The 22,803-nt window shown below is 69.9% G+C and carries 21 protein-coding genes; 16 read left to right on the forward strand and 5 right to left on the reverse strand.

Annotated elements, in window-relative coordinates; translation table 11 throughout:
* The first annotated feature begins 313 nt into the window (after positions 1-313).
* Both AL346_RS09240 and AL346_RS09245 read left to right on the forward strand, forming a co-directional pair.
* Positions 314-2,053 (forward strand): type I secretion system permease/ATPase, encoded by a 1,740-nt coding sequence (locus AL346_RS09240; RefSeq protein ID WP_040405228.1) that lies wholly within the window; start codon positions 314-316, stop codon positions 2,051-2,053.
* Complete coding sequence (locus tag AL346_RS09245) at positions 2,050-3,369, forward strand: HlyD family type I secretion periplasmic adaptor subunit (RefSeq protein ID WP_019403739.1); 1,320 nt, start codon at positions 2,050-2,052, stop codon at positions 3,367-3,369. Before AL346_RS09240 ends, AL346_RS09245 begins: the two co-directional genes overlap by 4 nt.
* 16 nt (positions 3,370-3,385) lie before the next feature.
* On the opposite strand, the gene phbB is transcribed toward AL346_RS09245, so the two are convergent.
* Together phbB and AL346_RS09255 are read right to left on the reverse strand one after the other, a co-directional pair.
* Positions 3,386-4,114, reverse strand: a complete 729-nt coding sequence (phbB, locus tag AL346_RS09250) for an acetoacetyl-CoA reductase (RefSeq protein ID WP_019403740.1) — start codon at positions 4,112-4,114, stop codon at positions 3,386-3,388.
* A 77-nt stretch (positions 4,115-4,191) separates the two neighbouring features.
* On the reverse strand, positions 4,192-5,370 hold the full coding sequence (locus AL346_RS09255; protein ID WP_019403741.1) for an acetyl-CoA C-acetyltransferase: 1,179 nt from the start codon (positions 5,368-5,370) through the stop codon (positions 4,192-4,194).
* Positions 5,371-5,672: 302 nt separating this feature from the next.
* On the opposite strand from AL346_RS09255, the gene phaR reads away from it, so the two are divergent.
* From phaR to phoB, 8 genes are all read left to right on the forward strand, one after another.
* A complete protein-coding gene (gene phaR, locus AL346_RS09260) occupies positions 5,673-6,278 on the forward strand; it encodes a polyhydroxyalkanoate synthesis repressor PhaR (RefSeq protein WP_019403742.1) in 606 nt (201 codons plus the stop codon).
* A 121-nt stretch (positions 6,279-6,399) separates the two neighbouring features.
* On the forward strand, positions 6,400-7,692 hold the full coding sequence (locus tag AL346_RS09265; RefSeq protein ID WP_019403743.1) for an ATP-binding protein: 1,293 nt from the start codon (positions 6,400-6,402) through the stop codon (positions 7,690-7,692).
* Between the two features lie 157 nt (positions 7,693-7,849).
* The gene (locus AL346_RS09270; RefSeq protein ID WP_019403744.1) at positions 7,850-8,896 is read left to right on the forward strand and encodes a PstS family phosphate ABC transporter substrate-binding protein; all 1,047 of its coding nucleotides are present in this window, start codon (positions 7,850-7,852) and stop codon (positions 8,894-8,896) included.
* 112 nt (positions 8,897-9,008) lie between these two features.
* Positions 9,009-10,382 carry a phosphate ABC transporter permease subunit PstC gene (pstC, locus tag AL346_RS09275; RefSeq protein ID WP_019403745.1) on the forward strand — a complete coding sequence of 458 codons (1,374 nt, stop codon included), beginning with the start codon at positions 9,009-9,011 and terminating at the stop codon, positions 10,380-10,382.
* Positions 10,375-12,129 (forward strand): phosphate ABC transporter permease PstA, encoded by a 1,755-nt coding sequence (gene pstA / locus AL346_RS09280; RefSeq protein ID WP_019403746.1) that lies wholly within the window; start codon positions 10,375-10,377, stop codon positions 12,127-12,129. Before pstC ends, pstA begins: the two co-directional genes overlap by 8 nt.
* 32 nt (positions 12,130-12,161) lie before the next feature.
* On the forward strand, positions 12,162-12,980 hold the full coding sequence (pstB, locus tag AL346_RS09285) for a phosphate ABC transporter ATP-binding protein PstB (protein WP_026015413.1): 819 nt from the start codon (positions 12,162-12,164) through the stop codon (positions 12,978-12,980).
* Between the two features lie 29 nt (positions 12,981-13,009).
* Positions 13,010-13,729 carry a phosphate signaling complex protein PhoU gene (gene phoU / locus AL346_RS09290; protein WP_019403748.1) on the forward strand — a complete coding sequence of 240 codons (720 nt, stop codon included), beginning with the start codon at positions 13,010-13,012 and terminating at the stop codon, positions 13,727-13,729.
* Between the two features lie 28 nt (positions 13,730-13,757).
* Complete coding sequence (phoB, locus tag AL346_RS09295) at positions 13,758-14,459, forward strand: phosphate regulon transcriptional regulator PhoB (RefSeq protein ID WP_053193559.1); 702 nt, start codon at positions 13,758-13,760, stop codon at positions 14,457-14,459.
* Between the two features lie 103 nt (positions 14,460-14,562).
* Here phoB and AL346_RS09300 read toward each other — a convergent pair whose 3' ends face one another.
* Positions 14,563-15,108, reverse strand: coding sequence for a GcrA family cell cycle regulator (locus tag AL346_RS09300; protein ID WP_019403750.1), 546 nt, complete (start codon positions 15,106-15,108; stop codon positions 14,563-14,565).
* 371 nt (positions 15,109-15,479) lie between these two features.
* Here AL346_RS09300 and AL346_RS09305 point away from each other — a divergent pair, with 371 nt between their 5' ends.
* Genes AL346_RS09305 through AL346_RS09320 form a run of 4 tightly spaced genes read left to right on the forward strand, consistent with a single transcriptional unit; the run spans position 15,480 to position 19,198 of the window.
* Positions 15,480-16,679 carry an aspartate aminotransferase family protein gene (locus AL346_RS09305; protein ID WP_019403751.1) on the forward strand — a complete coding sequence of 400 codons (1,200 nt, stop codon included), beginning with the start codon at positions 15,480-15,482 and terminating at the stop codon, positions 16,677-16,679.
* Positions 16,679-17,608: an ornithine carbamoyltransferase gene (gene argF / locus AL346_RS09310; RefSeq protein WP_053193562.1), complete on the forward strand. Its 930-nt coding sequence runs from the start codon at positions 16,679-16,681 to the stop codon at positions 17,606-17,608. Before AL346_RS09305 ends, argF begins: the two co-directional genes overlap by 1 nt.
* Entirely contained in the window at positions 17,608-18,588 is a 981-nt protein-coding gene (locus tag AL346_RS09315) for an Hsp33 family molecular chaperone (protein WP_019403753.1), read from the forward strand. The genes argF and AL346_RS09315 overlap by 1 nt, the downstream gene beginning before the upstream one ends.
* Positions 18,578-19,198 (forward strand): bifunctional 2-polyprenyl-6-hydroxyphenol methylase/3-demethylubiquinol 3-O-methyltransferase UbiG, encoded by a 621-nt coding sequence (locus tag AL346_RS09320; protein ID WP_019403754.1) that lies wholly within the window; start codon positions 18,578-18,580, stop codon positions 19,196-19,198. Before AL346_RS09315 ends, AL346_RS09320 begins: the two co-directional genes overlap by 11 nt.
* 6 nt (positions 19,199-19,204) lie before the next feature.
* On the opposite strand, the gene argE is transcribed toward AL346_RS09320, so the two are convergent.
* Both argE and apaG read right to left on the reverse strand, forming a co-directional pair.
* Positions 19,205-20,365: an acetylornithine deacetylase gene (argE, locus tag AL346_RS09325; protein ID WP_053193565.1), complete on the reverse strand. Its 1,161-nt coding sequence runs from the start codon at positions 20,363-20,365 to the stop codon at positions 19,205-19,207.
* 31 nt (positions 20,366-20,396) lie between these two features.
* Positions 20,397-20,789 (reverse strand): Co2+/Mg2+ efflux protein ApaG, encoded by a 393-nt coding sequence (gene apaG / locus AL346_RS09330; protein ID WP_019403756.1) that lies wholly within the window; start codon positions 20,787-20,789, stop codon positions 20,397-20,399.
* Positions 20,790-20,894: 105 nt separating this feature from the next.
* Between apaG and AL346_RS09335 the strand changes: the two genes are divergently transcribed.
* Together AL346_RS09335 and AL346_RS09340 are read left to right on the forward strand one after the other, a co-directional pair.
* The gene (locus AL346_RS09335) at positions 20,895-21,563 is read left to right on the forward strand and encodes a CDP-alcohol phosphatidyltransferase family protein (RefSeq protein WP_053193569.1); all 669 of its coding nucleotides are present in this window, start codon (positions 20,895-20,897) and stop codon (positions 21,561-21,563) included.
* Positions 21,564-21,647: 84 nt separating this feature from the next.
* On the forward strand, positions 21,648-22,748 hold the full coding sequence (locus AL346_RS09340) for a 2'-deoxycytidine 5'-triphosphate deaminase (protein WP_019403758.1): 1,101 nt from the start codon (positions 21,648-21,650) through the stop codon (positions 22,746-22,748).
* The last annotated feature ends 55 nt before the right edge of the window (positions 22,749-22,803 follow it).

Here is a 22,803-nt window from a genome sequence, read left to right on the forward strand (position 1 = left end):
ATCCTGTGTCGGGTGAATGGCGGGCTTTCAGTCATTCATGGTGCAATCAATAATATTCAGCTGGTATTTTGCTTCCAGCGCAATTGATGTGGCGCCCTTGTCACTCAGGTTTATTGAGTAAAATTGTAGGCGTATACAGATTGTGCGGGCGCTTCCGGTCAGGGGCGCTTCGGCCGGGGGGCGGCGGTCCTTCCACCTTCCCCCACGGTGTGCCGCAGCACGCCGCCCCCCGGCTCCGCACCCGGCGGCTGCGCGATTGCCGCGTCTGCCTGACGTCGTCCGCTGCGGCGGACTGTCCTAGGGACACGAGCCGATGAGTGAGCCGCGCAGTGAACTGGCGACTGCATTTCGGCGACTGCGTTGGGTTTTCGGAGGCCTTGCCCTCATCTCCGGCGTGGTCAACTGCCTGGCGCTGTCTGGCTCCGTCTTCATGCTGCAGGTCTACGACCGGGTGCTGTCGAGCCGCAGCGAGGCGACTCTTGCCGCGCTGTGCGTTCTCGTCGTGCTCCTGTTCGGGTTCCAGGGACTGCTCGAGGCGGTGCGCAGCCGGGTGCTGGCCCGCATCGCCAGTCAGGTTCATGCCGAACTCGGGCCTCGCGTCTTCCGCTGCGTTCTGGCGCTGCCGCTGAGGAGCGCGATCGAGGACGACGGCCTCACCCCGGTGCGCGACCTCGACAACCTGCGCAATTTTGCTGCCGGGCCCGGCCCCTCGGCCTTCTTCGACCTGCCGTGGATGCCGCTCTACCTGCTCTTCGTCTTCGTGCTGCATCCCTTCCTCGGCCTCCTCGCGACGGCGGGCGCCCTGGTGCTCGTCGGCCTGACGGTGGCGGCCGAGATCCTGTCGCGCCGGCCCCAGCGCGTGCTGGCCGCGCAGAACGTGCAGCGCATCAGCCTCGGCCTCGCCGGCCGCCGCAACGCCGAGGTGCTGCGCGCCATGGGCTTCGGCGAGCGGCTGACGGCGCGCTGGCTGCGCCTCAACGACGCATTTCTCGCCGAGCAGCGGCGGGCGGGCGACATCGTCGGTGGGCTCGGCGCTGCCTCACGCGTCCTGCGCCTCCTGCTGCAGTCGCTCATCCTGGCGCTCGGCGCGTGGCTGACCATCCGCGGCGAGGTGACGGCCGGGGCGATCATCGCCGCCTCCATCGCCGCGACCCGGGCGCTCGCGCCGGTGGAGCTCGCCATCGGGCAGTGGAAGTCCTTCGTCGCCGCGCGCGCGAGCTGGCGCCGGCTCGCCGGGCTGCTCCAGGCCCTGCCGCCGCCGGCGCGGCCGCTCGATCTGCCGCCGCCCGTCGCCGGCCTCGCCGTCGAGCAGCTCTCGGTGGCGGCGCCCGGCCAGCGCCGGCCGAGCGTGCGCAACGTCTCCTTCAAGCTGCAGGCGGGGCAGGGGCTCGGCATCATCGGCCCGAGCGCCGCCGGCAAGTCGTCCCTCGTGCGCGGCCTCGTCGGCGTCTGGCCGCTCCTGTCGGGAACGGTGCGCCTCGACGGCGCCGCGCTCGACCAGTGGGACGAGACGGCGCTCGGCCGCCACATCGGCTACCTGCCCCAGGACGTGGAGCTGTTCGCCGGCACCGTCGCCGCCAACATTGCCCGCTTCGAGGACGAGCCGGACGCCGCGGCGGTCATCGCTGCCGCCACGGCAGCGGGCGTGCACGGGATGATCCTGCGCCTGCCGGACGGCTACGAGACCGAGATCGGCGAGGGCGGCGAGGCGCTGTCGGCGGGTCAGCGCCAGCGCCTGGCGCTCGCCCGGGCGCTCTATCGCGATCCCTTCCTCGTGGTCCTCGACGAGCCCAATTCCAACCTCGATGCGGAGGGGGAAGCGGCGCTGACGCAAGCCATCCGGGGCGTGCGCGCCCGCGGCGGCATCGTCGTCGTCGTGGCCCACCGCCCGGCCGTGCTCGTCGGGGTCGACCTGATCGCCATCCTCCGTGACGGGGCGCTACAGGCCTTCGGCACGCACCAGGAGGTGATGCGCGGGCGCAGGCAGCCCGGTCCGGCCCGGAATGGTCCGCCGCTCGCGGTCGTCGAGGACAGGAAGGCCGGCGTGCAATGAGCGCGACGTCCTCCCTCCGCGGCCGCGAGGAACGCTCGATCCGGCGCAACATGGCGCTGGGCCTCGCGATCTCCTTCCTGCTGCTCGGCACGATCGGCGGCTGGGCATCGGTGGCGCAGCTGGCCGGCGCCGTCATCGCCCCCGGCGTTCTCGTCGTCGAATCGAACGTCAAGCGCGTGCAGCATCCGACGGGCGGCGTCATCGGCCAGCTCAATGTCAGGGAAAGCGACGTGGTGCGGGCGGGCGACGTTCTGGCGCGGCTCGACGCCACCGTCGCCACGGCCAGCCTGCAGCTCGTCTCCAAGCAGCTCGACCAGGCGGTCGGCCGCGTCGCGCGGCTCGCCGCCGAACGGGACGGCCTCTCCGAGATCGCCTTCCCGGCGGAGCTGGCCACCAGGGCCGGCACGGACGCAGAGGCCGCCGCGGTGATCGACGGCGAAAGCCGCCTCTTCAGGGCGCGCCGCTTGGCGATGGAGGGGCAGAAGGCGCAGCTGCGCGAGCGCATCTCGCAGTCGCTGCGCGAGATCGAGGGCCTCGATGCCCAGCAGGCCGCGAAGAGCGAGGAGATCGCGCTGATCGAGGACGAGCTCGCCGGGGTCCTGGCGCTGTTCGAGCGCAACCTCGTCCAGATCAACCGGCTCAAGCTGCTGCAGCGGGAGGCCGCCCGCCTCGGCGGCGAGCGCGGCCAGATCGTCGCCGCCATCGCCCAGGCCCGGGGGCGCATCGCCGAGACGCAGCTGCAGATCATGCAGCTTGACCAGAACCGCCGGACCGAGGTGATGCAGGAGTTGCGCGACTACGAAACCCGCATCGGGGAATATGTCGAGCGCAGGGTCGCGGCGCAGGACCAGCTCGCGCGCGTCGACATCCGCGCGCCCCAGGACGGCATCGTCCACCAGCTCGATGTACACACGGTCGGCGGGGTCGTCAGCGCGGGACAGGTCATGATGCTCATCGTGCCGCGCAGCGACGAGCTCATCATCGAGGCACGGGTCTCGCCTGTCGACATAGACCAGGTGACGCCGGGCCAGACGACGGTGGCCCGCTTTTCGGCCTTCAACCAGCGCACCACGCCCGAACTCGCCGGCACCGTCACCGGTGTCGCGCCCGATCTCCTCACGGTCGCGGCGACGGGCGAGACGTTCTACAAGGTCCGGATCCACATCGCGCCGGAGGAGCTCGCCCGCCTGCGGGATCTCAAGCTCGTCCCCGGCATGCCGGTCGAGGTCCATATCCGGACCGGCTCGCGCTCGGCCCTGTCCTACGTGATGAAGCCACTGACCGACCAGCTGGCGCGCGCCTTCCGGGAGGAGTGACGCGCGCCGGCAGGGCTCAGCCGTTGGCGATGTACTGGCCGCCGTTGATGGTCAGCACCGAGCCGGTGGCGAAGGCGGCGGTATCGGAGGCGAGATAGACCACCGCGGCGGCGATTTCCTCGGCGCGACCGAGGCGGCCGACGGGAATGCCGGCGATGATCTTCTTGAGCACGTCCTCCGGCACCGCCGCCACCATGTCGGTATCGATGTAGCCGGGGCAGATGCAGTTGACCGTGACGCCCTTGGCGGCGTTCTCCTGCGCCAGCGCCTTGGTGAAGCCGATGACGCCGGCCTTGGCGGCGGAATAGTTGGACTGGCCCATCTGACCCTTCTGGCCGTTGATGGACGAGATGTTGATGATGCGGCCGAAGCCGCGCTCGCGCATGCCCTCGATGACCGGGCGGGTCATCGTGAACATGGAATCGAGATTGGTGCGGATCACCGCCTGCCACTGCTCGAGGTTCATGCGGTGGAACATGCCGTCGCGGGTGATGCCGGCATTGTTGACGAGGACGTCCACCGGGCCGAGATCGGCCGCGACGCGCGCGAGCCCGTCCGCACAGGCGCCGGCATCGCCCACGTCCCATTTGTAGACGGCGATGCCGGTCTCGCTCTTAAAGCGGGCGGCGGCCTCGTCGTTGCCCGCATAGTTGGCGGCCACCGTGTGCCCCGCCGCTTTCAGGGCGCGCGCGATCGCGGAGCCGATGCCGCGCGTGCCGCCGGTGACGACTGCAACTCGTGCCATGTTTCTCTCCCTCTGCCGTTATCGTTGTCGGGAAGGGGCGTGGCCGCCGCCGGAACGCCCCTCCGGGTCCGCCCTCCTCAGCGCTCCACGCACATGGCGACGCCCATGCCGCCGCCGATGCACAGCGTCGCGAGGCCCTTCTTCGCGTCGCGCCGGCCCATCTCGTGCAGCAGGGTCGTCAGGATGCGCGCGCCGGAGGCGCCGATGGGATGGCCGATGGCGATGGCCCCGCCATTGACGTTCACGATGTCCGGGTTCCAGCCCATGTCCTTGTTGACGGCGAGCGCCTGGGCGGCGAAGGCCTCGTTGGCCTCGACGAGGTCGAGGTCCTGCGCCTTCCAGCCCGCCTTCTCGAGGGCCTTGCGCGAGGCGGGGATGGGGCCCGAGCCCATGACGGCGGGCTCGACGCCGGCCGTCGCCCAGGAGGCGATGCGAGCGATCGGCTTGAGGCCGCGCCGCTCGGCTTCGGCCGCTGTCATCAGCACGAGCGCCGCGGCCCCGTCGTTGAGGCCCGAGGCGTTGCCCGCCGTCACCGTGCCGTCCTTCTGGAAGGCGGGCCGCAGCTTGGCGACCGCGTCGAGGGTCGCCCCGTCGCGGATGTACTCGTCGGTGTCGACGACGACGTCGCCCTTGCGCGAGGCGACCGTCACGGGCGTGATCTCCTTCGCGAAGCGGCCGGCCTTCTTGGCGGCTTCCGCCTTGTTCTGGGAGGCGACGGCGAAGGCGTCCTGCTCCTCGCGGCTGATCTGCCACTTCTGGGCCACGTTCTCGGCCGTCACGCCCATGTGGTAGCCGTGGAAGGCATCCCACAGCCCGTCGCGAATCATCGTGTCGACGAACTGCACGTCGCCGAACTTCGTGCCGGCACGCATGTGGGCCGCGTGCGGCGCCAGCGACATCGATTCCTGCCCGCCGGCGACGATGACGGAAGCGTCGCCGTTGGCGATCTGCTGCATGCCGAGGGCGACGGCGCGCAGGCCCGAGCCGCAGACCTGGTTGAGGCTCCAAGCCGTCTTGTCGACCGGGATGCCCGCCTTCATGGCGGCCTGGCGGGCCGGGTTCTGTCCTTCGGCGGCCGTCAGCACCTGGCCGAGGATGACCTCGTCGACCTCCTCGGCGGCGACGCCCGCCCGCTCGAGGGCGCCCTTGATGGCGGTGGCGCCCAGCACATGCGCGGGCACGTTGGCGAAGGCGCCGTTGAAGGAGCCGACCGCAGTGCGCGTGGCGGCGACGATGACGATGTCCGTGGAGGCCATGGTGATCTCCCTTGTTCCTTGTTCCGCCGCTCTTGGCGGCCTTGCTGTCATGCTGCGACCGCCTGGACGGGGGCCATGTGGACGGGTCGAAGCCATCTTCGGGGGGCCTCCGCGGAGCGTCAAGCGCCACATCGGGCGCGCACCGCGCCCCCATGTCGCACAAATGAGTTTTCGTCGGGCTGATTAGCGCCTATCGTCTGCGCCGGGGAGGCCGTGCGCAGGCAACCGGTTCCGATGCCGGAAATGCTTCGGGCGCCGCGGCATGAGCCCTTACCGGGGCCGGGACGAGACAAAGCAGAGCCATGGCGACAGAAGAAAATCCGACCGTCATCAAGAAATACGCCAACCGCCGCCTCTATCACACGGGAACCAGCACATACGTCACCTTGGAGGATCTCGCGCAGATGGTGCGGGACGGCGAGGACTTCATCGTCTTCGACGCCAAGACCAACGAGGACATCACCCGTTCGGTGCTGACGCAGATCATCTTCGAGGAAGAGAACAAGGCCGGGCAGAACCTGCTTCCGGTCGCCTTCCTGCGCCAGCTCATCCGCTTCTACGGCGACAGCATGCAGGCGCTCGTGCCGAGCTACCTGGAGTTCTCCATCGAGAACTTCACGCGCGAGCAGCAGAAGCTGCGCGAGAAGATGGCCGAGGCCTTCGGCCCGGCAGCCGCCTTCAAGAGCATGGAAGAGCACGTGCGCACGAACATGGCGATGTTCGGCGAGGCGCTCAAGCTGTTCTCCCCCTTCAGCCCGCGCGGCGAGCAGCAGGGCGAGGCCGCGGCGAGGCCGCGCGAGGGCGAGGCCCGGCAGCCGGGCGGCGACCTCGACGACCTCAAGCGCCAGGTGCTCGAGATGCAGGCGCGGCTGGACGAACTGGCCGGCAAGGGCTCCGGCCGCGGCTGAGGGCGCGACGCCACTGTCATCGGGATGACGCGGAAGAGCGGTTGAGATGATCTCTTAACGTGCCGCCCGTCCCGATTCGCCGGCCTCGGTTGCCGGGGGAGCGGCCGGTTCGGGCAAGGGCATGATCGAGACGACCAAGAACAGCCTGCGGCTTAGCGCCAATGCCATCGCGCTCAGAACCGCCGGCCTCAGCAGCGCCATCTTCACGCTCGCCGCGCTCGCCGGCGGCTCGGTCGGGATCTCGACCGCGCTCGCCGCGGTTGCCAGCCTCGTCGTCGCAGGGCTCGCCTTCCGCGACCGACGGCCGCTGAGCGGCCGCGTCGTCACGACGAGCGAGCGGCGCCAGAAACACGCCTTCGGGCCGGCGGCGGTGCTGGCGGCCCTGCCGGATCCTGTCGTCATCGTCGATCGGCGCGGCCTCGTGGTCGACGCCAATCGGGCGGCGACAGCGGTGCTGCCGGGCCTGCGCAACGCCCATCCTCTGTCCTTCGCGCTGCGCGCGCCCGATGTGCTCGACGGCCTCGAGCGGGTGGTGAAGGGCGGCCAGGCCGAGGCGGTCGAATATGTCGAGCGCGTGCCGGTGGAGCGCGCCTTCGAAGTGCATATCGCCCCCCTGTCCGGCGAAGCCGGCGACGATTCCGGCCGTGCCGGCGCCGCCCTCTATTTCCGCGATCTGACGCCGGCGCGCCGGCTCGAGCACATGCGGGTCGACTTCGTCGCCAATGCGAGCCATGAGCTGCGCACGCCGCTCGCCTCCCTGATGGGCTTCATCGAGACCCTGCAGGGGCCGGCCCGCAACGACGCGGCCGCGCGCGAGCGCTTCCTCGCCATCATGCGCGAGCAGGCGCAGCGCATGGCGCGGCTCATCGACGACCTCCTGTCGCTGTCGCGCATCGAGCTCAGCGTGCACGTGCAGCCGACGGCGATCGTCGACGTCATCGCCCTGCTGCGCCACATGATCGACACGCTCTCGCCGCTGGCGCGCGAGCGCGGGGTCGAGATCGTGCTCGAGGCCCCGCCGGGACCGGTCAACGTACGCGGCGAGCGCGACGAACTCCTGCGCGTCTTCGAGAACCTCATCGAGAATGCCGTGAAATACGGCGAAGGCGGCGGCCGGGTCGACGTGCGGGTCGTGACCACGGCGCCCGGCGGCGGCGGCGGCGGCGAGGTGTCGGTCGTGGTGCGCGACTATGGCCCCGGCATCGCGCCCGAGCACCTGCCGCGCCTGACCGAGCGCTTCTACCGCGTCGATGTCGCGGCCAGCCGGGGCAAGGGCGGCACGGGCCTCGGCCTCGCCATCGTCAAGCACATCGTGATGCGCCACCGCGGACGCCTCGCCATCGCCAGCGACGTGGGCCGGGGCGCCTCGTTCACGGTGACGCTGCCAGCGCTCGGCGACGAATCGCAAAATTAAGACAAATCAAATTGTTACGCTGTCATTCGGTTGTCACCTTGCCGTCATAGACAAAGGGCCGTCGGTGGTGCCTGCGGCATCGCCGAAGCGGATGCGGCATGGCCCCGTCACAGCCGTGCGATCGTCGCCCCGCTCCAAGAGATCAGGGAGATATACCGTGAATTTCCGTTCCCTCGTCAGCGTCGCCGCCCTCACGCTGGCCGGCGTCGCCGCTGCCGGTGCCGCTCAGGCGCGCGACCAGATCCGCATCGTCGGCTCCTCGACGGTCTATCCCTTCACCACGGCGGTCGCCGAGCAGTTCGGCCGCTCGGGCGCCGGCAAGGCCCCGGTCGTCGAGTCGACCGGCACGGGCGGCGGCATGAAGCTGTTCTGCGCCGGCGTCGGCACCGACCACCCGGATGCCACCAACGCCTCGCGCCGCATCAAGAAGTCCGAGTTCGACGACTGCCAGAAGAACGGCGTCGCCGACATCATCGAGCTCAAGGTCGGCTTCGACGGCCTGACCGTCGCCAATTCCAAGTCCGGCCCGGACTTCAACCTGAGCAAGGAGCAGCTCTTCCTCGCCCTCGCCAAGGAAGTGCCCGGCGCGGACGGCAAGCTCGTCGCCAACCCCTACAAGAACTGGTCGGACATCGACAAGGCGCTGCCGAACGAGAAGATCGAGGTGCTCGGCCCGCCGCCGACCTCCGGCACGCGTGATTCCTTCCTCGAGCTCGTCATGGAGCCGGGCGCCGAGAAGATCCTCGCCGACCTCAAGAAGAGCGATGCGAAGGCCTTCGCCGCTGCCTGGAAGACGATCCGTGAGGACGGCGCCTACATCGATGCCGGCGAGAACGACAACCTCATCGTCCAGAAGCTCGACGCCAACCCGAAGGCGGTCGGCATCTTCGGCTACTCCTTCCTCGAGGAGAACGCGGCCAAGATCAAGGGTGCCAAGATCGACGGCGTGACGCCGGACTTCGACACCATCGCCGACGGCAAGTACTCGGTGTCGCGCCCGCTGTTCGTCTACTTCAAGAAGCAGCACATCGGCGTGGTGCCGGGCCTGGACAAGTTCATCGGCGAGTACGTCTCCGAGAAGGCGCTCGGCGAGGACGGCTACCTCTCGCGCAAGGGCCTCGTGCCGCTGCCGGCCGACCAGCTCACGCAGGTGCGGGCGGACGTCGAGGCGCAGAAGCCCCTGTCGGCCGACGCCGGCCTCTGATCCGCTGACGAAGGCGAAGCGGGTGGACGGCCACCCGCTTCGTTTTGCCGTCAAAATGCGGTAGAGCCCGTCGCCGACGCGGCCTCCTGCCGCTGCTCTCCCGGGGGCGGAGATGGTTAGCTTATTCTTCCTGCTCATTGTCGCCGTCGCGCTGGCGGCCTTCGCCTTCGGGCGCTCCAGGGGGCGTGCGTTCGTAGGCGGCGGCGCGCGGCTTCATTCGTTGCCCGTCTATCACGGCCTGTTTCTGGCCACGCTCTGCGTCCTGCCGATGCTCGTCGCCCTCGCGGTGTGGACGCCGCTGGCGCCGCGCTACGTCGAGGCGCGCACGCTCGCGGCCCTGCCGGCGGAGCTCGCGCCGCAGAACGCGCTGGAACAGGAGGGGCGCCTGCGCGAGGCGCGCCTCGTCGCCCTCGGCCAGTTCGCGGGCGCGCCCGATCCCGGCATTGCCGTTGCGGCCGACGCCTACTCGGGCGCGCGCACGGAGGCGGAGGTGGCGCTCCTCGTCCTCGGCCTTGCCGGGGCGGCGGCGGGCTTTGCCTTCGGCCGCCGGCGCCTTGCGCCCGACTTCCGCGCCCGCAACAGCTTCGAGCACGTCACCAAGGTCGTCCTCATCGCCTGCTCGGGCGTCGCCATCCTGACGACCGTTGGCATCGTCTTCTCGGTGCTGTTCGAGACGCTGCGCTTCTTCGCACGCTATCCCTGGTACGATTTCCTCTTCGGCCTGCAGTGGTCGCCGCAGACGGCGATCCGGGCCGACCAGGTCGGCCAGTCCGGCACCTTCGGCGCCGTGCCGCTCTTCGCCGGCACCACCTTGATCATGCTGATCGCGATGATGGTCGCGGGGCCGGTCGGCCTCTTCGCGGCGATCTACATGTCCGAATACGCGACACCGCGCGTCCGGGCCGTCGCCAAGCCCGTGCTGGAGGTGCTCGCCGGCATCCCGACCGTGGTGTTCGGCTTCTTCGCCGCGCTTACCGTGGCGCCCTTCATCAAGAGCGTCGGCGAAACGCTCGGCCTCTCCGTCGCGTCGGAGAGCGCGCTCGCCGCCGGCCTCGTCATGGGCGTCATGATCATCCCCTTCGTCTCGTCCCTGTCGGACGACGTCATCAACGCCGTGCCGCAGTCGCTGCGCGACGGCTCCTACGGCATGGGCGCGACCCGGTCGGAAACCATCAAGCGCGTCGTGCTGCCGGCCGCGCTGCCCGGCATCGTCTCGGCCCTCATGCTCGCCATCTCGCGGGCCGTCGGCGAGACGATGATCGTCGTCATGGCGGCGGGCCTCGCCGGCAATCTCACCTTCAATCCGCTCGAGGCCGTGACGACGGTCACCGTGCAGATCAAGACGCTGCTCGTCGGCGACCAGGAGTTCGACAGCGCCAAGACCCTGTCGGCCTTCGCCCTCGGCTTCGTGCTCTTCTTCTTCACGCTGGCGCTCAACATCATCGCCCTGCGCATCGTCCGCAAATACCGAGAGCAATATGACTGACATTGCTGCACCCCCTCCAGGCGCCCGTCGGTTCGGTCTCTCCTCGGACGAGGCCCAGGCGCGGCTGAGGCGGCGCCACGCCGCGGAGGCACGGTTCCGTGCCTATGGCATCGGCGCCATCGCGCTCGCGGCGATCTTCCTCGTCGTCCTGATCAGCGACGTCGTCGTCAAGGCGATGCCGGCCTTCACCGAATATCGCCTGACGATGACCGTGACGCCGACGCTGGAGCAGGTCTCCAGCGACGGCACGACCGATCCGCAGGCGCTGCGCAGCGGCGACTACGACGCGGTGCTGCGCGCGGGCCTGCAGGAGCTCTTCCCGCAGGTCACGACGCGTGCCCTGCGCCGCAAGCTCAACAACGACCTCCTGTCCTCCGGTGCGGCCATAACGCTGCGCGATCGGGTGCTGGCCGATCCCGCCGTCATCGGCCAGCCGGTGACGATCGAGGCGCTGTTCGATGACGCGGCCGACCTCTATCTCAAGGGCCTGATGACCGGGCGGCGCGAGAGCGCCGGCCAGGGGCAGGCGCAGGTGACGCTCGACGGCGAGGACGTGGTGCTGACGAGCTCGGCCCCCGACTTCGCCCGCGCCCTCGCCGAGGTCAAGGAGAGCCTGCGCGAGGAGGCGGCCGCCGACCGCCGCGAGGCCGCGCGGCTGACCGCCGCGGCGGCCGATGTCACCGGTGACCAGCGCGAGGCCCTTCAGAGGCGCATCGCCGACCTCGAGGGTGAAGCTGCTGCCGCCGAAGCGCGCGCTGCCGCGGCGGATGCGCCCGAGCGGCTGACGGCAGACCTGCCCTCGAAGCTCGTCTTCATCAACGGCGGCATCGTCAAGCTGACCGAGATCAGTGCCTCCGAGGCACGCGGCACGGTGCTCGTGCCGCTGGCCAACACCGACGCCGTGGCCGCCGGCCGGTGGGACATCCTCACCCTGACCCAGCCCGAGGCCAACCGCCGCCTCGACGACCAGGTGGTCGCCTGGCTCGAGGACCTGAAGCAGCGCGGCATGGTCGCGTCGCATTTCGCCAGCCGCTTCTTCACCTCCGGCGACAGCCGCGAGCCGGAGCAGGCGGGCATCCTCGGGGCCCTCATCGGCTCGGCGCTGACCATGCTGGTGACACTGGTCCTGTGCCTGCCGATCGGCGTCGGCGCCGCTGTCTATCTCGAGGAATTCGCACCGAAGAACCGGCTGACGGATCTCATCGAGGTCAACATCAACAATCTCGCGGCCGTGCCCTCGATCGTCTTCGGCCTGCTCGGCCTCGCGATGTTCCTCAACTTCTTCGGCCTGCCGCGCTCGGCGCCGCTCGTCGGCGGTCTCGTGCTCGCCCTCCTGGTGCTGCCGACGATCATCATCGCGAGCCGCGCCGCCCTGAAGTCGGTGCCGCCGTCGATCCGCGAGGCAGCGCTCGGCATCGGCGCCTCGCACCAGCAGGCGGTGTTCCACCACGTGCTGCCGCTCGCCATGCCCGGCATCATGACGGGGACGATCATCGGCATGGCGCATGCGCTCGGCGAAACCGCGCCCCTGCTCCTCATCGGCATGGTCGCCTTCATCGTCGACGTGCCGGGCTCGATCACCGACGCGGCGACGGCGCTGCCGGTGCAGATCTACCTGTGGTCGGACCTGCCGGAGCCGCTGTTCCAGGCCAAGACGGCCGCCGCCATCCTGGTTCTGCTCGCTTTTCTCTTTATCATGAACGGGCTCGCCATCCTGCTGCGCCGCCGCTTCGAGCGCCGCTGGTGAGCCGCGTCCCGAGCCGAAGGGAGTTCTCTATGATGACGACGATGCCGAACATCGAGCTGGCCAAGGCCACGGCGGCCGAAGCCGCGGACGAGGCGGTGACGAAGGTCGTCGCCCGGGACGTCAACGTCTACTACGGCGACAAGCACGCCCTGCACGATGTCTCGATCGACATTCCCGAGAAGGCGGTGACGGCCTTCATCGGCCCGTCCGGCTGCGGCAAGTCCACCTTCCTGCGCTGCATCAACCGGATGAACGACACGATCCCGATCTGCCGCGTCAGCGGCCGCATCGAGATCGACGGCAGCGACATCTACGACCGGGGCCTCGACCCGGTGCAGCTGCGGGCGAAGGTCGGCATGGTGTTCCAGAAGCCGAACCCCTTCCCCAAGTCGATCTACGAGAACGTCGCCTACGGGCCGCGCATCCACGGGCTCACCAGTTCCAAGGCCGACCTCGACGAGGTCGTCACCATGAGCCTCAAGCGCGCCGGCCTCTACGAGGAGGTGAAGGACCGCCTCACCTCGCCGGGCACCGGCCTCTCCGGCGGGCAACAGCAGCGCCTGTGCATCGCCCGCGCCATCGCCGTCAATCCCGAGGTCATCCTCATGGACGAGCCGTGTTCGGCGCTCGATCCCATCGCCACCGCGAAGATCGAGGAGCTGATCGACGAGCTGCGCGAGAACTACACCATCGTCATCGTGACGCACTCGATGCAGCAGGCGGCGCGCGTCTCGCAGCGCACGGCCTTCTTCCACCTGGGCAAGCTCGTGGAGGAAGGATCGACGGAACAGATCTTCACGGCCCCGCAGGACAAGCGGACGCAGGACTACATCACCGGGCGCTTCGGCTGAGGCCGCCGCAGGAACAAGGATTGCCGACGATGACCGATCATATCGTCAGCTCGTACGACGTCGAGCTCGACACCCTGCGCAGCAAGATCGCCGAGATGGGCGGCATCGCCGAGAAGATGCTGGGCGACGCGACGATGGCCCTGGTGCGGCGCGATGCGGCCCTCGCCCAGGCGGTGATCGCCGTCGACGAGCGGCTCGACGCCCTGCAGCACGACGTCGAGGAGCGCGCCGTGCTCACCATCGCCAAGCGCCAGCCGATGGCGGTGGACCTGCGCGAGATCGTCTCCGCCATCCGCGTGGCAGGGGACATCGAGCGCGTCGGCGACCTCGCCAAGAACACCGCCAAGCGCGTCGTCGCCATCAGCAACGAGATGCAGCCGCAGAAGATCGTCGGCGGCGTGCAGCACATGAGCGACCTCGTGCAGGCCCAGCTCAAGGACGTGCTCGACGCCTATGCGCAGAAGGACACGGCCCGCGCGCTCGACGTGTGGCAGCGCGACGACCGCATCGACGCGCTCTACACCTCGATCTTCCGCGAGCTCCTGACCTACATGATGGAAGATCCGCGCAACATCAGCTTCTGCACGCATCTCCTGTTCCTCGCCAAGAACATCGAGCGCATCGGCGACCACACCACCAATGTCGCCGAGACCATCCACTATCTCGTCACCGGCAAGCCGCTCGCCGCCGAGCGGCCGAAGAGCGACGAGTCGAGCTTCACCACGGTGCCGGTCGCCGGCCAGCAGTAAGCGTCGATCACGCGTAACGGAAGGACCGATGGGACCTCGTATCCTCATCGTCGAAGACGAAGAGCCGCTCACACTCCTCCTGCGTTACAACCTCGAGGCCGAAGGCTACACCGTCGACGCCGTCGCCCGCGGCGACGAGGCCGAGGTGCGCCTGCGCGAGCAGGTCCCGGACCTCGTGTTGCTCGACTGGATGCTGCCGGGCCTATCCGGCATCGAGCTGTGCCGGCGCATGCGCGCCCGGCGCGAGACCGAGCGGCTGCCCGTCATCATGCTCACCGCCCGCGGCGAGGAGGGCGAGCGCGTGCGCGGCCTCGCCACCGGCGCGGACGACTATGTCGTCAAGCCCTTCTCGGTGCCGGAGCTGCTGGCGCGCGTGCGCGCGCTGCTGCGCCGCGCCAAGCCGGGCCATGTGGCCACCCTCCTCACGGCCGGCGACATCGAGCTCGACCGCGAGACCCGGCGCGTGCGCCGTTCCGGCCGCGAGCTGCACCTCGGCCCCACCGAGTTCAAGCTGCTCGAGTTCCTGATGCAGAGCCCCGGCCGCGTGTTCACGCGTGAGCAGCTGCTCGATGGCGTCTGGGGCCACGACGTCTACATCGACGAGCGCACGGTGGACGTGCATGTCGGCCGCCTGCGCAAGGCCATCAACCGCGCCCGCAAGCCCGATCCCATCCGCACGGTGCGTGGCGCCGGCTATTCCTTCGACGAGACCTTTTCGCACGCGGAGTGAGGGGCGGCGGTGCCGGCCGCCCGTCCGCTTCCTCGCCATCAAAGAAAAAGGCCGGAGCGTCGCCGCCCCGGCCTTTCGTTTATCTTAAAGCCCGCTGCGAGGCTCAGGAGCGCATCACCTTCTTCTCGCGCCGGCGGTCCGCCGCCGGCTGGTAGGCGATGCGCGCATGGTGCGCGCAATAGGGCATGCCGAGCAGGGAGCGGGCGCCGCAGAAGCGGAAGTCCGGCGTCGTCGGGTCGCCCATCGGCCAGCGGCACATGGCTTCCCGCAGCTCCATGATGGTGACGCGCTCGCTCAGCGGCACGACCACCTCTTCCTGCGGCTGGAACTGCTGCTGCGGCACCGCCTCGGTCTCGAGCTCCGGCGCTGCGGCGAGGGCCGTGTTGCCGCGCACGACGGTCTGGCCCGACGGCTGCGCCATGGGATGGCTCGGGCTGCGTGTGGGCGCCGCCTTGCGTGGCCGGGATGCCGCCGGGGCCGCCGACTTGGCGCGGCCGGAGAGGCCGAGCCGATGCACCTTGCCGATGACGGCATTGCGCGTCACGCCGCCGAGCTCGGCAGCGATCTGGCTGGCGCTGAGGCCCTCGGTCCAGAGCTTGCGCAGCAGCTCCACCCGCTCGTCGCTCCAGGTATTGCTCTGATCGCTCATCGCTCTCTCCGCCCGGCTCGTCTCGGCGCGCGCAAGGGAAGCGCGAAAGAGGCTCTCGCCTCGTCGCATCCTGCTGCAGGTAGCGCCGATAGGGAATTGGCCACACGATATGTCGTGGTCTGTGGCTCGGAAACTACAATATGAGGGAAGGCGCGAGCAAGGCTTCGCGCCGGCCGATCTGCGTTTTCCCCAAGATCATGACAGCAATCGGGCGCCGGCTGATCGATCGTATCAATGCGATTGAATTGACAGGCTCCGTGACCCATCTAAAATTGTGGACGGTGCCGCCCCTGCCCGGGCGGCACTTTGATTTTCGGGAAAATCCGAGGCGTCCGGCGGCAGGCCGGCGCCTCATCGCGGAGACGAGAGACGTGACTTCGCCGCTTCTGCAGACCTATGCGCGGGCCGACATCGAATTCGAGAAGGGCGAGGGCGCGTGGCTCGTGACGCGAAGCGGCGAGCGATACCTCGATTTCGGCGCCGGCATCGCAGTCAACGCCCTCGGCCATTGCCATCCGCATCTCGTCGAGGCGCTGACCGCGCAGGCCGGCAAGCTCTGGCACACGTCGAACCTCGTGCGCATCCCCGAGGGCGAGCGGCTCGCCCAGCGGCTGGTCGATGCCACCTTCGCCGACAATGTCTTCTTCACCAATTCCGGCGCCGAGGCGCTGGAATGCGCCATCAAGATGGCCCGGCGCTACCATTCGTCCAAGGGCCAGCCCGAGCGCTTCCACATCGTCACCTTCGAGGGCGCCTTCCACGGCCGCACGCTGGCGACCATCGCCGCCGGCGGCCAGAAGAAATATCTCGAGGGCTTCGGCCCCAAGGTCGAGGGCTTCGACCAGGTCGCCTTCGGCGACTGGGAGGCGCTCGAGGCCGTCGTCGGCCCGCAGACCGGCGCCATCCTCATCGAGCCGATCCAGGGCGAGGGCGGCATCCGCGCCGTTGCGCCCGAGGCGTTGCGTCGCCTGCGCAAATTCTGCGACGAGCGGGGCCTCCTCCTCATCCTCGACGAGGTGCAGAGCGGCGTCGGCCGCACGGGCAAGCTCTTCGCGCACGAATGGGCCGGCATCACGCCGGACATCATGGCGGTGGCCAAGGGCATCGGCGGCGGCTTCCCCATGGGCGCCTGCCTCGCCACCGCCGAGGCGGCGAGCGGCATGACCTATGGTGTGCACGGCACCACCTTCGGCGGCAACCCGCTCGCCATGGCGGTCGGCAATGCGGTGCTCGACGTGGTGCTGGCGCCCGGCTTCCTCGATCAGGTGGCGCAGACCGGCCTGCTCCTGAAGCAGCGCCTTGCTGCGCTCAAGGACAGGCATCCCGGTGTCATCGCCGAGGTGCGCGGCGAGGGGCTGATGCTCGGCCTCAAGCTCGCCGTGCCGAACACGGAATTCGTCGATGCGGCGCGGGCCAACAGGCTCATCGTCATCGGCGCCGGCGACAACGTGGTGCGGCTGCTGCCGCCGCTCACCATCGGCGAGGCCGAGGTGAGGGAGGCGCTGGAGCGCCTAGAGGCGACCGCCGCCGCCGTCGAGGCCGCCCGCTCGGCCGAGAAGGGAGCAGCGTGATGAGCGGCTCCGTGCGTCACTTCCTCGACCTCACCGATTTCACGCAAGGCGATCTGCGCCAGGTGCTCGACGCCAGCGCGGCGTTGAAGGCCGGGCGCCGCAAGGGCCAGCCGCCGAAGGAGAAGCCGCTCGCCGGCAAGGTGCTGGCGATGATCTTCGACAAGCCGTCGACGCGCACGCGCGTGTCCTTCGACCTTGCCATGCGCGAGCTCGGCGGCGAGCCGCTGATGCTGACGGGCAAGGAGATGCAGCTCGGCCGCGGCGAGACCATCGCCGATACGGCGCGCGTCCTCTCGCGCTATGTCGACGCCATCATGATCCGCATCCTCGACCACGAGGCGATGCTGGAGCTCGCCCGCCATGCCGACGTGCCGGTGATCAACGGGCTGACGAAGCGTTCGCATCCCTGCCAGATCATGGCCGACGTGCTGACCTTCGAAGAGCATCGCGGCCCGATCAAGGGCCGCACCGTCGCTTGGTCGGGCGATGCCAACAACGTGCTCGCCTCCTGGGTGCACGCCGCGGCGCGGCTCGATTTCACGCTCAACATCGCGAGCCCGCCGGAGCTCGCCCCGCCCGAGGAAGTCATCGCCTTCGCCCGGCGGGAGGGCGCGCGCGTCAATGTCACGAGCGATCCCTTCGCGGCGGTGGACGGCGCCGATGCCGTCGTGACCGACTGCTGGGTGTCCATGGGCGACGAGGACGAGGGCCGCCGCCACAACCTGCTCAAGCCCTACCAGGTCAACGGCAAGCTGATGGGCGCCGCTGCCAAGGGCGCCATCTTCATGCACTGCCTGCCGGCGCACCGGGGCGAGGAGGTGACGGACGAGGTGATGGACGGGCCGGCTTCGGTCGTCTTCGACGAGGCGGAGAACCGCCTCCATGCACAAAAGGGTATTCTGGCTTGGTGTCTGGGAGCAATCGCGTAATGGACATGGCTGCGCCGCCGGCCGGCGACGACCGCGTCCTGCCCTTCGCGGTGGAGGGGCTCGACGTGCGCGGCCGCGTGGCCAGCCTCGGGACGAGCGTCGACACGATCATCGCGCGCCACGACTATCCTGCCCCCGTCTCGCGCGTGGTCGGCGAAGCCGTGGTGCTGACGGCGCTGCTCGGTTCGGCGCTCAAGCTCGACGGCCGCTTCCAGCTGCAGACGCGCAGCGACGGGCCGATCGACATGGTCATCGTCGATTTCGATGCGCCGGGCCGGCTGCGCGCCTGCGCCCGCTTCGATGCCGGGCGCCTCGAGGCGGCCATCGCCGAGCGCGCGACGGCGACGGGCGACCTCATCGGCCACGGCCATCTCGCCCTCACCATCGACCAGGGCGGCGACATGAACCGCTACCAGGGCGTGGTGGCGCTCGAGGGGCAGAGCTTCGAGGAGGCGGCGCACCAGTACTTCCGCCAGTCCGAGCAGATCCCGACGCTCGTGCGCCTCGCCGTCGGCGAGGCGCTGGGCGGCGGCGACCATGCCTGGCGGGCCGGCGGCCTCATGGTGCAGTTCCTGCCGCGCTCGGCCGACCGGATGCGCCAGCCGGATCTCGATCCCGGCGATGCGCCCGAGGGGCACGATCCGGCGGCCGGGCCGGACGAGGACGATGCCTGGGTCGAGGCCAAGCTCCTCGTCTCCACGGTCGAGGATCACGAGCTGCTCGATCCGACGCTGACGCGCGAGCAACTGCTCTACCGCCTCTTCCACGAGCGCGGCGTGCGCGTCTTCGAGCCGCAGCCGGTCGAGGAGAGCTGCCGCTGCTCGTCCCACCGCATCCTCGCCATGCTCAAGCGCTTCTCGCCCGAGGATCGTGCCGACATGGTGGGGGACGACGGCCGCATCGGCATCACCTGCGAATTCTGCTCGCGCCATTACGACATCGATCCGGCGGATGTCGCGGAGGAAGCCGATGCCGGCTGACGAGCGCGGACGTCCGCGGGGCACGGACGGCTATGGCGAGAACGCCGAGGTGCTGGTGGCCCGTTACGAGAGCCTGTCGTTCCTCGACAACCATGCCGACATCCTGCACCTGCTGCCGGCCGCGCCGGCGCGCGTCGTCGATATCGGCGCCGGCTCGGGCCGGGACGCGGCGGGCTTCGCCCGCCTCGGCCACGAGGTCGTCGCCGTGGAGCCGACGGCGGAGATGCGCAGCCGCGGCGAGGAACTGCACCGCGACGTCGCCATCACCTGGCTCGACGATTGTCTGCCGGACCTCGCGGGGCTGCGGCCGATGGGCCCTTTCGACGTCGTCGCCATGACCGCGGTGTGGATGCATCTCGATGCGGCGGAGCGCGAGGCGGCCATGGCCGTGATCGGCAATCTGGTCGCGCCGGGAGGCCTCCTCGTCCTCTCCCTGCGCCATGGCCCGGTGCCGCCCGGCCGCCACATGTTCGCGGTGACGGGCGACGAGACAGTCGCCCTTGCCGCAAGGCACGGCTTCGAGCAGGTTTTCCGGGCGCAGGTCCCGAGCAAGCTCAGCCAGCCGGGCGTGAGCTGGACCAAGCTCGCCTTCCGCAAGCGGCGTGGCTGACGCCGTCTATTGCGCGAGGCTGCGCGCCAGGTCGCGCATGAAGGCGGCGCCCGCCTCCAGTTCCGCGAGCGTGATGTACTCGTCCGCCTGATGCGCCCGGTCGATGGTGCCCGGCCCGCAGACCACGGTGGCGATGCCGGCGTTCTGGAAGTGCCCGGCCTCCGTGCCGAAGGGCACGGTGATGGTGCGGTTGCGGCCGGCAAGGCGCAGCGCCAGCGTCTCGGCGGCCGAGCCTGTGTCGGGCCTGAGGCCGGGAACGGAGACCTCGCACAGGGTTTCGATGCGGCTCGCCGGCGCCGTGCGCCGCATGCGCGCGAGGACCGTCTCGGATACCGCGGCGAAGCGGCGCGGGATCTCCTCAGGGTCGAGATCCGGCAGGCCGCGGAACTCCCAGTGGAAGGTGCAGTTGCGCGCGAGGATGTTGCGCGCCGTGCCGCCGGCGATGGTGCCGATGTGGATCGTCGTATAGGGCGGGTCGAAACGGCCGGACGCGTCGCCGCGCGCCACGAAGTCCTCGGCCATGCGGTTGAGTTCCGCCACGAGGTCGCAGGCGGCCATGACCGCGCTCGCGCCGAGCTCGGGCTTCGAGGAATGCGCCTCGACGCCGTGCACCTGCGTCTCGAAGGTCACGACGCTCTTGTGCGCATCGGCCACCTCGAGGCCCGTCGGCTCGCCGACGAAGACGGCGCCGGGCAGCGGCAGGTCCTTGCCGAAGCAGGCGATGCCGTCGACCACGCCGAGGCAGGTCGTTTCCTCGTCATAGGAGAGGAAGATGTGGATCGGCCGCTTGAGATCCGCGGCCAGGAACTCGGGCACGAGGGCGAGCGCCAGCGCGCAGAAGCCCTTCATGTCCACCGCGCCGCGGCCATAGGCGCGCCCGTCCGCGACGCGCAGGCTGTAGGGATCGCTCGTCCAGGCCTGGCCGGCCACGGGCACGACGTCGGTATGGCCGGAGAGGACGACACCGCCGGGCACGGCCGGGCCGATGGTGGCGAGCAGCGCCGCCTTGTCGCCGGTGGCGTTCGGCAGGCGGATGTACGGCACGCCCCAGCCGTCGAGATAGGCCGCGACGAATTCGACGAGCGCGAGGTTGGACTTGGCGCTCTCGGTGTCGAAGGCGACGAGCCGCGCCAGCATGTCGAGAGGGGAAAGGCGCGTGCCGGTCATGCGGGGCCCGATCGGTTGCTGCTGCGAAGGATCAATGCATGACCCGCCGCACATAGGGGCTGTCCAGCGGGAACAGCGGGATATCCACGGGAAAACGCTCGCCGCGCTGCGTGATCATGTCGTAGGAGCCCGTCATCGTACCGTGGGCCGTCGAGAGGGGGCAGCCGCTGGTGTAGGTGAAGCTCTCGCCCGGCTCGAGGATCGGCTCCTCGCCGATGACGCCGGGGCCGTGCACCTCCTGGGAGCGGCCCTCGCCGTCGGTGATCGTCCAGTGGCGCGTCTTGAGCTGCACGGTCTCGGCGCCGAGATTGACGATCTCGACCGTGTAGGCCCAGAAGAAGCGGCTTTCGCGCGGCGAGGATTCGTCCTCGAGGAAACGCGGCTCGACAGTGACGCGAATTCCCTTCGTTTCGGCCCGGTACATCTCGCAGCTCCGTGAACGTCGCAAACGGACAACGCCCCGTCCGGCGTGGTAAGCGCTAACGGGGCCGAGCGTCAATCGCCCCGCGCGCCGGGGAGGCAGCACGACATGCTCGATGGGATCATGCGCCGTGTCATCGACCCGCCGCTCGCCGTCGCGGGCCGGCGGCTGGCCGCCGCCGGCGTTGCGGCCGATGCGGTGACGCTCGCGGGCTTCGCAGCCGGGCTTGCCGGCGCGGCAGCGGTCGTCCTGCGGCTCGATGTCCTTGCCGCCCTTCTCTTCCTCGCCGGGCGCCTCGCGGACGGCCTCGACGGGGCGATCGCGCGGGCCGGCCGGCGCACCGACCGCGGCGGCTTTCTCGACATCGTCTGCGACTTCGCCTTCTACGGCGCCTTCCCGCTCGCCTTCGCGCTGCGCGATCCCGACGCCAATGCGCTCGCCGCGGCGGCCCTTCTGTTCAGCTTCTACGTCAACGGCGCGACTTTCCTCGCCTATGCGGCGGTGGCGGCCCGGCGGGGATGGGAGACCGAGGCGCGCGGCGTGAAATCCATCTATTTCACGGCCGGCCTCGCGGAGGGTACCGAGACGATCCTCGCCTTCCTCCTCATGCTGGCGCTGCCGCAGCATTTTCCGGTGATCGCCTACGCGTTTGCCGCCATGACGCTGGCGACGGCCCTCGGCCGGGGGCTCGTCGGCTGGCACCGCTTTCGCGATGCCCCGCAGGGGCGCGCTCCGGGCTTTTCCCCGCCGGAACGGGACGATCACGCGCGGCCATAGCCTTTGCGGTGAAAGCGCGCTAATCACGGTGCGCCCGCTCATCGGGCGTTGTCCGTTTGTCCCGCGAGGTTCCTGCGAGGTTTCATGGTCCAGCTCGTTCCCGGCATCCAGCCTGCAGAGACGATCGCCGCCTTCGCCGAGACCGGCGTCATCCGCACCGCGGCGGCCTTCGACGGGGACCAGATCCAGCCGGCGAGCCTCGACCTGCGCCTCGGCGCACGGGCCTATCGTGTCAGGGCGAGCTTCCTGCCCGGCCGCGGCCGCTCGGTGCGCGAGCGGCTCGCGGGCCTCTCCCTGCACGAGATCGACCTGACCCGCGGGGCCGTGCTCGAGACGGGCTGCGTCTACATCGCCGAGCTGCAGGAGGGGCTTGCGCTGCCTGCCGGGCTCGCCGCCGCGGCCAACCCCAAGAGCTCGACGGGCCGCCTCGACGTCTTCACCCGCGTCATCGCCGACCACGGCCGTGAGTTCGACGTCATCGACGCCGGCTACGAGGGGGCGCTGTTCGCCGAAATCTCGCCGCGCACCTTCCCGGTGCTGGTGCGCCAGGGTTCGCGCCTGTCGCAGCTGCGCTTCCGCCACGGCGCCTGCCGTCTGACCGATGCGGAGCTCACGGCCCTGCACGAGGAGGAGCGGGTAGTCACCTCGCACGAGCCCTCGATCCAGGCCGGCGTCGCCGTCAGCGTCGACCTCGCCGGTTTCGGCGAGCGCCGCCTCGTGGGCTATCGCGCCAAGCGCCACACTGGCCTCGTCGATGTCGACAGGCCCGGCGCCTATCAGGCGAGCGCCTTCTGGGAGCCGCTCTATGCCGGCGGCCAGGGCGAGCTCATCCTCGATCCGGGCCAGTTCTACATCCTCGCCTCCAAGGAAGCCGTGCACGTGCCGCCGGACTACGCGGCCGAGATGGTGCCCTTCGATCCGCTGGTCGGCGAGTTCCGCGTGCACTACGCGGGCTTCTTCGATCCCGGCTTCGGCCATGCCGGGGCGGGCGGCTCGGGCGCCCGCGCCGTGCTCGAGGTGCGCTCGCGCGACGTGCCCTTCATCCTGGAGGACGGGCAGATCGTGGGCCGCCTCGTCTACGAGCGCATGGCCGCCCGCCCGGCCGTGCTCTACGGCGCCGGCGCCGGCTCGCACTATCAGGCGCAGGGGCTGAAGCTCTCCAAGCACTTCGTCATGGACGTGTGACCGGCCGGCCTGTGGCGCCGGAGCGCGGCGCGGAGGCCGCGCCGCCGGCGGGGCT

This window comes from Chelatococcus sp. CO-6, assembly GCF_001271345.1.
GTDB classification, from domain to species: Bacteria; Pseudomonadota; Alphaproteobacteria; order Rhizobiales; family Beijerinckiaceae; genus Chelatococcus_A; species Chelatococcus_A caeni.

Bases quoted from the DNA above. Each gene is read 5' to 3' on its own strand.
- AL346_RS09240 (WP_040405228.1), top strand. From the start codon at position 314: ATGAGTGAGCCGCGCAGTGAACTGGCGACTGCATTTCGGCGACTGCGT.
- AL346_RS09245 (WP_019403739.1), top strand. From the start codon at position 2,050: ATGAGCGCGACGTCCTCCCTCCGCGGCCGCGAGGAACGCTCGATCCGG.
- phbB (WP_019403740.1), bottom strand. From the start codon at position 4,114: ATGGCACGAGTTGCAGTCGTCACCGGCGGCACGCGCGGCATCGGCTCC.
- AL346_RS09255 (WP_019403741.1), bottom strand. From the start codon at position 5,370: ATGGCCTCCACGGACATCGTCATCGTCGCCGCCACGCGCACTGCGGTC.
- phaR (WP_019403742.1), top strand. From the start codon at position 5,673: ATGGCGACAGAAGAAAATCCGACCGTCATCAAGAAATACGCCAACCGC.
- AL346_RS09265 (WP_019403743.1), top strand. From the start codon at position 6,400: ATGATCGAGACGACCAAGAACAGCCTGCGGCTTAGCGCCAATGCCATC.
- pstC (WP_019403745.1), top strand. From the start codon at position 9,009: ATGGTTAGCTTATTCTTCCTGCTCATTGTCGCCGTCGCGCTGGCGGCC.
- pstA (WP_019403746.1), top strand. From the start codon at position 10,375: ATGACTGACATTGCTGCACCCCCTCCAGGCGCCCGTCGGTTCGGTCTC.
- pstB (WP_026015413.1), top strand. From the start codon at position 12,162: ATGACGACGATGCCGAACATCGAGCTGGCCAAGGCCACGGCGGCCGAA.
- phoU (WP_019403748.1), top strand. From the start codon at position 13,010: ATGACCGATCATATCGTCAGCTCGTACGACGTCGAGCTCGACACCCTG.
- phoB (WP_053193559.1), top strand. From the start codon at position 13,758: ATGGGACCTCGTATCCTCATCGTCGAAGACGAAGAGCCGCTCACACTC.
- AL346_RS09300 (WP_019403750.1), bottom strand. From the start codon at position 15,108: ATGAGCGATCAGAGCAATACCTGGAGCGACGAGCGGGTGGAGCTGCTG.
- argF (WP_053193562.1), top strand. From the start codon at position 16,679: ATGAGCGGCTCCGTGCGTCACTTCCTCGACCTCACCGATTTCACGCAA.
- AL346_RS09315 (WP_019403753.1), top strand. From the start codon at position 17,608: ATGGACATGGCTGCGCCGCCGGCCGGCGACGACCGCGTCCTGCCCTTC.
- AL346_RS09320 (WP_019403754.1), top strand. From the start codon at position 18,578: ATGCCGGCTGACGAGCGCGGACGTCCGCGGGGCACGGACGGCTATGGC.
- argE (WP_053193565.1), bottom strand. From the start codon at position 20,365: ATGACCGGCACGCGCCTTTCCCCTCTCGACATGCTGGCGCGGCTCGTC.
- apaG (WP_019403756.1), bottom strand. From the start codon at position 20,789: ATGTACCGGGCCGAAACGAAGGGAATTCGCGTCACTGTCGAGCCGCGT.
- AL346_RS09335 (WP_053193569.1), top strand. From the start codon at position 20,895: ATGCTCGATGGGATCATGCGCCGTGTCATCGACCCGCCGCTCGCCGTC.
- AL346_RS09340 (WP_019403758.1), top strand. From the start codon at position 21,648: ATGGTCCAGCTCGTTCCCGGCATCCAGCCTGCAGAGACGATCGCCGCC.